The 10,993-nt window shown below is 37.3% G+C and carries 9 protein-coding genes; 3 read left to right on the plus strand and 6 right to left on the minus strand.

Annotation, left to right across the window (positions count from 1 at the left end; genetic code table 11):
* The first annotated feature begins 61 nt into the window (after window positions 1-61).
* From COE25_RS27630 to COE25_RS27640, 3 genes are all read left to right on the plus strand, one after another.
* Window positions 62-820 (plus strand): hypothetical protein, encoded by a 759-nt coding sequence (locus tag COE25_RS27630; protein ID WP_098934924.1) that lies wholly within the window; start codon window positions 62-64, stop codon window positions 818-820.
* A 193-nt stretch (window positions 821-1,013) separates the two neighbouring features.
* Window positions 1,014-2,741, plus strand: coding sequence for an ABC transporter ATP-binding protein (locus COE25_RS27635; protein ID WP_098934932.1), 1,728 nt, complete (start codon window positions 1,014-1,016; stop codon window positions 2,739-2,741).
* Window positions 2,738-4,627 (plus strand): ABC transporter ATP-binding protein, encoded by a 1,890-nt coding sequence (locus tag COE25_RS27640; RefSeq protein ID WP_098934925.1) that lies wholly within the window; start codon window positions 2,738-2,740, stop codon window positions 4,625-4,627. The genes COE25_RS27635 and COE25_RS27640 overlap by 4 nt, the downstream gene beginning before the upstream one ends.
* Before the next feature lie 197 nt (window positions 4,628-4,824).
* Here the strand turns inward: COE25_RS27640 and xerS are convergent, their stop codons facing one another.
* From xerS to COE25_RS27670, 6 genes are all read right to left on the minus strand, one after another.
* The gene (gene xerS / locus COE25_RS27645) at window positions 4,825-5,913 is read right to left on the minus strand and encodes a tyrosine recombinase XerS (RefSeq protein ID WP_098934926.1); all 1,089 of its coding nucleotides are present in this window, start codon (window positions 5,911-5,913) and stop codon (window positions 4,825-4,827) included.
* A 182-nt stretch (window positions 5,914-6,095) separates the two neighbouring features.
* Window positions 6,096-6,515: an MATE family efflux transporter gene (locus tag COE25_RS27650; protein ID WP_257208999.1), complete on the minus strand. Its 420-nt coding sequence runs from the start codon at window positions 6,513-6,515 to the stop codon at window positions 6,096-6,098.
* Between the two features lie 501 nt (window positions 6,516-7,016).
* Entirely contained in the window at window positions 7,017-8,141 is a 1,125-nt protein-coding gene (locus COE25_RS27655) for an NADH-dependent flavin oxidoreductase (protein ID WP_098934927.1), read from the minus strand.
* 213 nt (window positions 8,142-8,354) lie between these two features.
* Window positions 8,355-8,729 carry a MerR family transcriptional regulator gene (locus tag COE25_RS27660; RefSeq protein ID WP_088087676.1) on the minus strand — a complete coding sequence of 125 codons (375 nt, stop codon included), beginning with the start codon at window positions 8,727-8,729 and terminating at the stop codon, window positions 8,355-8,357.
* 430 nt (window positions 8,730-9,159) lie between these two features.
* Window positions 9,160-10,137: a ring-cleaving dioxygenase gene (locus tag COE25_RS27665; protein WP_098934928.1), complete on the minus strand. Its 978-nt coding sequence runs from the start codon at window positions 10,135-10,137 to the stop codon at window positions 9,160-9,162.
* An 18-nt stretch (window positions 10,138-10,155) separates the two neighbouring features.
* Window positions 10,156-10,993 (minus strand): ring-cleaving dioxygenase (locus COE25_RS27670; RefSeq protein ID WP_098934929.1); only part of this gene is annotated, 838 nt, incomplete at its 5' end.

The following is a 10,993-nucleotide window of genomic DNA, read 5'->3' on the forward strand; positions in this document are numbered from 1 at the left end:
TTTTCATCTTTTTTCCAAAACTGGACATACTAACTAATAACAGAGTTGGGAGGGTTCATGGATGAAAAAAGAGATGCTTCTGGTGATTGCTTCGTTTTTTCTCATGTCACTTACTGCGATTACTGGGGTTTATGCAATTGAAGAAACTACAAAAACGGTCACCATAACAAAAGAGCAAGCAGATATTACAGGAGACGAAAAGGAGGAACAAATCCTTTTAAAGGGTGTTCCTTATCAGAAAGAAGATACATTTTTAGAGAAAATCTATATTGAAATTGCCGCCTCCAATGGAAAGACCTTTTCCTTCCCTTTGGAAAGTGGTGCTAAGGCGTCACTCCTGCTAGTGGACTTAAACCATGATGGGGTGAAGGATGTGTTTGCAAGTGTGTTAACAGGAGAAAATAAGCGAATTGTTCATAACTACTCTTATTCTATGAAGGATTTTGTCCATACGAATTTAGCCTTACCTGAGCCGCTTGAAATGGATAGCCATTTTTTAAATGGGTTTAAAGCTGAAATCAAACTTGCTAAAACAGGAAAATCCTATCGGTTTGATTTAAAGGACCGTCAAAAGTATTATAAAAAGCTCGGTCTTTATTATAAAGGAAAATTAAATGAGCCTACAGAACTAACCGTTAACCCTTATAGCAGTCTCCAACCGATACAATTAGAGGGCAATAAAGTGGGATTACTTGGGGAGCAGAAGGTAACAGGAATCGCAAATGCGGATCTTATTGCATTAGTTAAATCTACTTGGTCGTTTGAAAAAGGGCATTGGAAGCTCATCGGCACGGTGGTTAATAAAGAAATAAATAATTGATCGCTAAACACAGGATTCCCTGTGTTTTTTTTTTTGCAAAAATTTGACGGAATTTCCAGTCGGGAATATACTTATGTTTGCTTAACAAGCCAAATGATCTTCTTAATAAACTAAATAAATATATTTGTTCATATTTAGTTCATAAAAATAGGATAAAGTTACTTATCAATTATTAAAATGGAGTTGAGAGATGTTGATCAAATTAACCAGATTTCTAAAACCATTTCAATTACCCATCTATTTGGTGTTAGGCCTAGTGCTTTTACAGTCATTGTCAGAACTTTATTTGCCAACGTTAATGGCTGACATTGTTGACAAGGGTGTCGTGACTGGTGATACCAACTACATATGGAAAATTGGTGGTTTCATGCTGCTCGTCGCGGCAGGAGGGATGATTTGTTCCATTGCTGCGAGTTTCTACTCAGCAAAAGCAGCATCAGGGTTTGGAAAGCTCTTGCGGAGCAAAATTTTCTCTCACGTAGGAAACTTTTCACTGCACGAGTTTGATAAACTTGGAACTGCTTCATTGATTACAAGAACTACCAACGATATTACTCAAATCCAGCAAGTATTAGTAATGATGTTACGAATGATGGCGATGGCACCGATGATGTGTATTGGCGGCATCATTATGGCCTATTCAAAGGATACCAAGCTAACGTTAGTTCTTGCTGTCGCTTTGCCAATTCTCGTACTGGCGATCGTCATAATCGCAAGAAAAGGAATTCCACTATTTAAAGCAATGCAGGTAAAATTGGATAATCTCAATCGAGTTTTACGAGAAAACTTAACTGGTATTCGTGTTATTCGCTCATTTAATCGAGTCGAGCATGAGAAGAAGCGTTTTGATGAAGCCAATTGGGATTTAACGCAAACAGCTATAAAAGTAAATAAAATCATGGCTGCAATGATGCCGATTATGATGATTGTTCTAAACCTCTCCACGGTAGCCATTGTCTGGTTTGGCGGACTGAGGATTAGCAATGGGCATATGCAGGTCGGTGATATGATGGCGTTTATCCAATATGCCATGCAAATTATGTTCTCTTTCATCATGCTATCAATGATGTTTGTGATGATACCAAGGGCATCGGTATCTGCTGTCCGAATCCACGAAGTGCTGGAGACGGTAGCCGATATTAAGGATCCATCTTCGACGTTATCAGGAAAAGGCACAAAAGGCCACGTAGAATTTCAGGATGTTACCTTCAGTTATCCTGGAGCAGAAATGCCTGCAATTTCAAATATTTCTTTCTCGATGAAGCCTGGTGAAATAACAGCTATTATTGGGGGAACAGGCTCTGGAAAATCGACACTGATTAACTTAATTCCTCGTTTTTATGATGTCGATAGTGGTAAGGTTCTTGTCGATGGAATTGATGTAAGAGATATGACCCAAGAACAGCTTAGAGAAAAGATTGGGTTTGTCCCACAGCAATCAGTGCTATTTACAGGCACAATCGCAGAGAACATTCGTTATGGGAAAGAAAATGCATCGAAAGAAGAGGTCGATCATGCTGCCGAAATTGCACAGGCGAAAGAATTCATTTCAAACATGCCAGAAGGTTTTGATGCGGTAATCTCCCAAGGGGGAACAAATGTTTCTGGCGGACAGAAACAGCGGTTATCCATCGCTCGAGCCCTCGTTCGGAAGCCTGAGATTTATATATTTGATGACAGCTTTTCCGCATTGGACTTTAAAACAGATGCCAAGCTGCGCGCTGCACTAAAAGGGGAAACTGGCAATTCAACGGTATTAATCGTTGCACAACGAGTGAGTACAATTATCGACGCAGACCAGATTATTGTCCTAGATAATGGAGAGATAACCGGAATCGGCACGCATAAAGATTTGATGGAGTCGAGTGCGGTTTATCGAGAGATTGTGATGTCGCAGCTGTCAGAGGAGGAAATCGCATGAGCAAGGAACCCAAAAATCAAGAATCTGGGGCGCGCAAATTTGGGCCTGGTGGTGGATTTGGTCCGATGGGAATGGGCATGCCTGTCCAAAAAGCAAAGAATTTTAAAGGAACGCTAAACAGATTAATCAGCTATTTGAAGCCTTATAAATTACAGCTACTTTCCGTATTAATTACTGCCATTATCAGTACGATTTTTGCAATTGTCAGTCCTAAAATCATGGGGAAGGCAACCACAAAATTATTTGAAGGCTTGATGATGAAGCTCAAAGGGGTTCCTGGGGCTAAAATAGATTTTGATTATATCGGTCAAATTATTATTTTACTAATATGTCTATATATATTGAGTGCGATTTTTGCTTATTTACAACAATATATCATGGCTGGTGTCGCACAAAAGACCGTTTATAATCTCCGTAAAGAAGTGGAAGAAAAGCTTAACAGGCTGCCGTTAAAATACTTTGATGCACGTACCCATGGGGAAATTCTAAGCCGTGCGGTCAATGATGTCGATAATATCAGCACAACCTTGCAGCAAAGCTTAACCCAGTTGATTACCTCAGTAGTTACAATTATCGGGGTAATCATCATGATGCTATCAATCAGTCCATTGATGACATTGATCGTAATTGTGACACTGCCACTTAGTGGTGTAGCGATTGCAAAAATCGCCAAAAAGTCACAACAATATTTTAAAGGACAGCAAAAATCACTAGGCCAGCTAAATGGGCATGTGGAAGAAATGTATACAGGACATAAGATAGTCAAAGTATTTGGCCATGAGCAGAAATCGATTGACAAATTTGAAGGAATTAATGAAACACTCTACCAATCAGCCTGGAAGGCACAGTTTGTTTCTGGAATGATTATGCCGCTTATGTCATTTATCAATAATATTGGCTATGTCCTTGTATCCGTCGTTGGTGGAATCTTAGTCACAAAAAAAGCGATTGAAATTGGTGATATTCAGGCCTTTATCCAATATGCGCGGCAATTTTCTCAACCAATTGCACAAACAGCATCGATTGCCAACGTGATTCAATCCACAATTGCCAGTGCCGAACGTGTGTTTGAAATATTAGATGAAACCGAAGAGGTCCCAGAAGCGGTGCATGCGAAAGTGATTTCTACTCCGAGGGGTGAAGTAACATTTGAACGCGTTACTTTTGGCTACGAGGAAAATGAAATCTTAATCGAAGATATGCAAATTGATGTGAAATCTGGCCAGACGGTTGCAATTGTCGGACCAACAGGGGCAGGGAAGACCACACTTATTAATTTGTTAATGCGGTTCTACGAGATTAATTCCGGTCGAATTTTGATTGATGGCATTGACACGAGAGAATTAAAAAGGGAGCACTTAAGGAGTTTATTCGGTATGGTGCTTCAGGATACCTGGCTGTTTAACAGTACGATTTTTGATAATATTGCATACGGAAGGGAAGGGGCAACAAAAGAGGAAGTGGTGGCAGCGGCGCGAGCAGCCAATGCGGACCATTTTATCCGAACTCTTCCAGACGGTTATGATACGATATTGAACGAGGAAGCATCCAATATTTCTCAGGGCCAAAAGCAATTGTTAACCATTGCCAGAGCGATACTCGCGAATCCAGCGATTCTAATACTCGATGAAGCAACAAGTAGTGTAGATACTCGCACAGAGGTACAAATTCAAAAGGCGATGAACCATTTAATGAAAGGGCGCACAAGCTTTGTTATAGCACACAGATTGTCGACGATTCGTGATGCAGATTTAATCCTTGTGATGAATAACGGCAGTGTGATTGAAAAAGGAAATCACATCGAATTACTTGAAAAAGGCGGCTTTTATGCAGATTTGTATAATAGTCAGTTTACTGGAAGCAATTCGATGAAAAATGTAGGATAAAAAAATGCGTTTGGAGAGCATATGAGCTTTCTAAACGCATTTTTAATTTTGCAAGATGAAAAATATTAAAAAATTTATTCCGTCTCATTTTCTTAAGTATACTTTGAAATTGAGATTTTTCATTTTTTTGTTACATAATAATATTATGTAAACTGATAAAATAAAAAAATTAACTGCCTTTTTACAGACAGTTATTATTAATCCAGTTGTTCTTTTGGCATATCCATTTTATCAACAGCAATTTTTAAATCATCATTTTTAATATGAGTGTAAATCATTGTGGTTTGGATCGATGAATGACCTAATTGACGTCTTAATTTTGGTACATCATTGATTTCAGCATGGTATCTGGTCGCAAACGAATGCCGCAGCTTATGTACGGATAATGCTGGTTTACCAAATGCGGTGGCATATTTTTCAATTAATTTTTCAACGGATCTTCCCGTTAATCTTCGTGATTTTCCTTTTGGTCCAATAGGTGCAGAAATAAACAACGCCGTATTGGCCTTATCAACCTGGTACTTAGCAGTACGAATCGACAGATATTCTTTCAGGTCAGCCATTGCCACTTGGCTAAAAAAAACAAATTGTTCTTTATTACCTTTTCGAATGACTCGTACACAATACTTACTAAAATCGATATCGTCTAATTCAATTCCAACTAACTCCGAAAGACGAAGACCGGATCCTAAGATTAATGACACAATCGCTGTATCACGCTCCTTATTTAATTGATAAAAGTTAGAGATTTTTTTGTTATCTTTGTTCATTTCGCCATAATCTTTAGCAACAAAGAGGCGAAACTTCTCATATTCATCGCCAAGAAGGATTTTGCCTTCCATTTTATTTGCTTTTGTTTCCATGCTGTCTTTTACTTCATTAAATTCAATTTTCGCCATGACATTACGATTAATGTATGGTTTTAAATCTGGTGTTTCAGCAATGTTTTGCATGTAATTAAATAGTGATTTTAATGCAGATAATTTCCGATTTACGGTGAGTTCTTTATTATTTAATTGATAATGGAGATAGTTTAAAAAACTTTCAACCTCTAAAACTGTCATTTGCTCCAGACGTTCCAAAGGAACATCTTTGACGTTGCCAGACACTAATTGCTCGCTAATTATCCAGTTGAAGAAGATTTTATAATCATGACAGTAATTATATAAGGAAGCCGTCGAAAGTTTTCTGAGTTTGTGGTTTATGTATTCATCAACATACCACGGTAATTCGTTAAGTATGGTTTGCAATTTTTTATAATTTGTTAGTTTATCCTGATTTACCATAAAATCACCTCACTTCTATATTTTACATAATTGAGTTTATTACGTCAAATTTATATTTTACGTAATAATATAAAATATAGTTCAATTGCCTTTTAATGGTCCATCCTTATTTGTTCAGCTACTGTACAGCGACACAAATGTGCCTACCATTATATGTCCTCCGCTCACATTATTGAGTTTGATTATAAACGGGTTTTTGTGAAATGGACACAGAAAAACCCCAATAAGGGACTTTTTATAAATAGTGGTTTGATTAGATAGATAATAAGAATGATGATAATAGAAACAGCACCAGCAAACCATACCAATTGATTAGCTGCTTCCCTTGATTCTTCCAGCTGTTTCCTGCCCAAGTATTGTCCCGCAATTACTGCCCCACCTGTTGCAAGTGCTGCAAACAAACTAATGAGTAAAGCCATAACAAAGTCTACAAGAGAAACTCCAGATACTGCAGATTCACCTACATGGGCTACCATAATAGAATCTGCCAATCCCACCAAATATTCTAAACCCTGCTCTATGATAAGCGGCACAAATAATATGAATAAATCCCTATTGGTAAATAACTTTATGGATGGCAACGCTAAAGACTTCTGTTGCAATTTAATCCCCCCGATTTTACTGCTTCAGTTTATTGCAAATCTTCTTAACTCTAGTTGTTTTAAAATTAAATATTGATTCATTAATGAACAACTGTAAATAATTATAAACAGATATAGGATGCTTACAATTGTTAATTCAACGCAATATGTTTACTAATGAACAAATCAATTAAAATTGTTCATTATCTTTAAGAAATTTTCAACCATGTTAGCAAGTAAGGGAGCTCCTTCTTTTCGTAGACAATTCCATGAGTCGTGTTTTGACGAATAAAAATGCTGTTTATAGCAGTGTGTTTAAATGGGAAAAAGCCTAAAATGAGCAAGTATTGTATAAAAACTTGCATATTTTAGGTTTATTAATTTCATTCCTTATTGTAGTAAAGCCGCCGTTTGATTAATTACAAAGCTTCACAAGCTTAGAATTCAATCTTCATTTTAATTGTATTAATGTCTTAGATACCAAATAAGCAGCCCCAAAAACAGTAACTATTCTTTTCGATTTTAATCTTCGATCTTAAACCATGGACCTGAAGCTTGAATTATCCCCCAAAGTTTTTCTGGAAGCTCAAGATCGCTCACTTGTGAAGTATTAATTGCTGTCTTAATTTCAGTTTCTTTTCCATTTTGAACCTTTTCTACCCAGTCAGGATTCATGAGTAACGTATGACCAACTGCTGCTAGGGATAGACCCTTATCTAATGCAGATGCAATATCATCTGCAGTTACCATAGAACCTGCAGCCATTACAGAAACTCTGCCGTTTATTTGTTCAAGAATTAATTCAAGCCGTGTTTTTCCATCTTCAATGCCTCGTGGTCTTGAAGATACATCATCAAGCGATACATGGATGTAATCCAAATCCTGTTCAACCAGACGGTCAATTAATTCATAGGCATCTTCCATCCCATAACCGCCTTGTTCTTCAGGTGATATTCTGTATCCGAAAATAAACGGCTTTGTTGCATGGTTCTTAATCACTTTCTTGATTTCCTGAATGACTGCCAATGGGAAACGCAAGCGATTTTCTAGAGAGCCACCCCATTCATCCTCACGTCTATTGAAGAAAGGAGAGAAGAAGTTTTGAAGTAAAAATCCGTGTGCACCATGAACTTCAACACCATCAAAACCAGCTTCAATAGCTCGTCTGGTTGTTTCTCCAAACGCATGAATCACTTCCAGTATTTCATCATTTGATAGTTCTCTAGGTAATACAGAAGGAGCAAATGCAGTAGCTTCAGTCTCTACAGCACTGGAGCTAACCACATCACCATTTGGAGTTAAAGATGGCAGTGCCTTGTTGCCTGCATGGAAAATTTGAAGTAACGCAGGAGCTCCTCCACTTTTCGCCGCATCCGCCAATTTCCGTAGACTTGGAATAAATTTATCGTCATGAGCTGCGAATTCGTGTGTAAAACCTATACCGTTGGGTTGCACATGAGTACAGCCAGTAATAACAAGTCCTACTCCATGGACTCTTTTTTTATAATAGTTCACTTCTTGATCTGAAACAGTGTAATCATCATTGCTGGACCAAGTAGTCATTGGTGCCATAACAACTCTATTTTTAATGGTGATTCCATTTTTAAATGTCAATGATTCAAATAAGTTACTATATTTTGTGTTCATTTTCTAACCTCTTTCAGTATGTTAGTTTATATGTTCTAATTAGTTTTGCACTAATTTATTAGGTGTATCATATGGTGCATGAATAGATTAATCCTTAGAGTTCACTCTAAAGCAAGTGCTTTTAAATGAATATTTTTTCCGAAAAAACATGATTTCGAAAGCTGTCTGTACGGATTAATCAAAAAGGAGGCAAATGTGAAAACCATTTGGCTGCTAATTTGTAGAGAAACAGTCTCCTAATTCATTTTCATAAAAATTAATTTTATTATCCAGATGCTCTAAACTTTGACGAAGCTTCTCAAATTCTTCCACTACTTTTTTTCGATGATTTTTAAGTAAAGCCAACCGTTCTTCCATTGTTTCATCGCCGAGATGACCCCACATGGCAAATTTCCTCATGTCTTTTAGTGACATCCCCGTATTTTTTAGGTGGAGCAAAGATTCAATCCACAATTTATTTTCATCCGAGTAGATCCTGACATTGTTATCGTCTCTGTTTACTTTTATTAATCCTTCCTTTTCATAAAACCTCAATGTATGTTCGCTTAACCCAACGATTTTAGAAAATTCTCCAATAGAATATGTCAATTTAACCGCCTCCATTAAATCTGAAATGTCTATATCTTCCTTCATTTTTAATTTGTGACACAAAGTAAGAGTAATACTTAGAGTGTACTCTAAGTCAAGGGATTATATTTTGTCTCTCTTTGACGCACTAACATTTTTTAGATTAATATGTTCGTCAGGCAATAAAAAATGAAAACTCGCCAACACTACGAATTTTCCTTTTTTAAAGTTATCCCCTGACCCGTTAATACAATAAGTTCAGCTTGATAACTGTGTATAAATATAACCAACTATACAGTTTTGTATCAGAAACGATAAAAAAGGCTAGGAAATGTGATACCTAGCCTTTCTCTAATACTTTTCACTTACACTAAGAGCAATTACACTAATTCATTTCCTCAGAAGTAGTCAAGAACTTCGTAATTATCTGTTTGTTTGATATTTTTCTTTTTTATTCTTTTATGAATTCCTTTGTACTTCTCACTGTATCAATTGGGCGAACTAATTTTTCTATTTCTGTACGTTTAGGCTCTAAGAATGGGGGTAAAGATAATTTTTCCCCAACTGTTTCATAAGGTTCGTCTCCCATAAAACCAGGACCATCTGTAGCAAATTCAAATAAAATTTGCGGTGCCACTCTTGCGTATAATGATTCAAAAAAGTGACGATTTACATAACCGGATGTATGGAAACCAAAACTATTCATTCGTTCAATCCATTCTTCTAAAACAGAGCGATCTTCTACACGGAATGCCGCATGGTGAACCGTCCCAAAACCTTGTTGAGATTCAGGAAGAACGGCATTATATTCTACAATGACCGAGGCACCATTTCCGCCTTCCCCCACTTCAAATAAATGGAATGATCCTTCTTTATCTGTCTCTTTAAATAATAGAACTTTTTCCATCATTTCTTTAAAGTAATCAAAGTTCGCAATACGGATAAAAACAGGTCCTAAACCAGTAATTGCATATTCCAGTGGAATTGGACCTTTTTGCCATGGTGTGCCAGATTCCACCCCTATATTGAATTCATCTGAAATCAATTGATATTGCTGATCATCAAAATCAGCGAAAGAGAGGGTTTTCTTGCCAAATTGCTCTTTGATTCCAGTATGTTTGACTTCTAAACGATCAAAACGTTTTACCCAATAGTCTAAAGATTCATCACTCGGTACACGGAACGATGTCTTTGAAATCTCGTTTGTCCCATGTACGCCTTTAGGAATGCCGGGGAAATCAAAGAAGGTCATGTCTGTGCCTGCGCTGCCTTTATCATCTGCAAAGAATAGATGATAGGTTTGAATATCATCTTGATTTACCGTTTTTTTAACTAAACGCATACCTAAAACATAAGTGAAAAATTCATAGTTCTTTTCTGCACTGCTTGTAATAGCAGTTACATGGTGTATTCCTTTTAGATGGTTCATAAAATATCCCTCCTAGATTTATTTTAAAATTAAGGGTCTTAACTTTTCTTCTATCTCTTTTCGATTTGGTTCCAAAAATGGCGGAAGTGATAGTTTTTCCCCCATTGTTTCCATTGGTTCATCCGTCGCAAATCCTGGTGTATCCGTTGATAATTCAAATAAGATACCATTAGGTTCCCTGAAATATAATGCCTTGAAGTAATACCGTTCCACTTTCCCTGAAGTCGGTAACCTGAATTCTTTCAAACGAGCTGCCCATTTATCATATTCTTCCTCATTCGGAATACGGAAGGCAACATGGTGAACACCTCCACGACCTAAGCGGACTCTTGGCAAATCGGGTCTTGTTTCAATATGAACCTCCGCACCGCTGCCGCCTTCTCCAGTTGCATAAATCAATATATCTGGATAATCCCCTTCAAGTGAAGGATAGGAACCGGCTAATCGAAAACCCATAACTTCTGTTAAAACACCGATAGTTGGTTCTGCAATTGCGACTGTGAGGGTGACAGGTCCTAATCCAATAATGGCATGTTCCAGTGGAATGTCATCTTTTTGCCAAGGAATCCCAGCTCTTACACCTTTTTCACCGTTATCGGCTACCAGTATTAAGCGAGTCCCTTCGAAATCTCTGAAAGCCAGTGTATCACGGTTTGCTCTTTTTTGAATTTCGTCATGCTCAACCTCAAATTGATTAAAACGTTCTTTCCAAAATAACAATGAATCTGAATTTCTAACCCTTAGTGATACAGTAGAAATATCTGAAGTTCCCCTATATGTTTGCCCAAGGTGAGGAATGTCAAAGAACGTAACTTCAGTTCCTGGGGTTCCTTCCGCGTCAGCATAGAAAAGATGA

Origin of the sequence: Bacillus sp. AFS031507, from assembly GCF_002584635.1 — a bacterium.
Taxonomy (GTDB): Bacteria; Bacillota; Bacilli; order Bacillales; family Cytobacillaceae; genus Neobacillus.

Coding starts and splice junctions, on each gene's coding strand:
- COE25_RS27630 (WP_098934924.1), top strand. CDS start 62: ATGAAAAAAGAGATGCTTCTGGTGATTGCTTCGTTTTTTCTCATGTCA.
- COE25_RS27640 (WP_098934925.1), top strand. CDS start 2,738: ATGAGCAAGGAACCCAAAAATCAAGAATCTGGGGCGCGCAAATTTGGG.
- xerS (WP_098934926.1), bottom strand. CDS start 5,913: ATGGTAAATCAGGATAAACTAACAAATTATAAAAAATTGCAAACCATA.
- COE25_RS27655 (WP_098934927.1), bottom strand. CDS start 8,141: ATGAACACAAAATATAGTAACTTATTTGAATCATTGACATTTAAAAAT.
- COE25_RS27665 (WP_098934928.1), bottom strand. CDS start 10,137: ATGAACCATCTAAAAGGAATACACCATGTAACTGCTATTACAAGCAGT.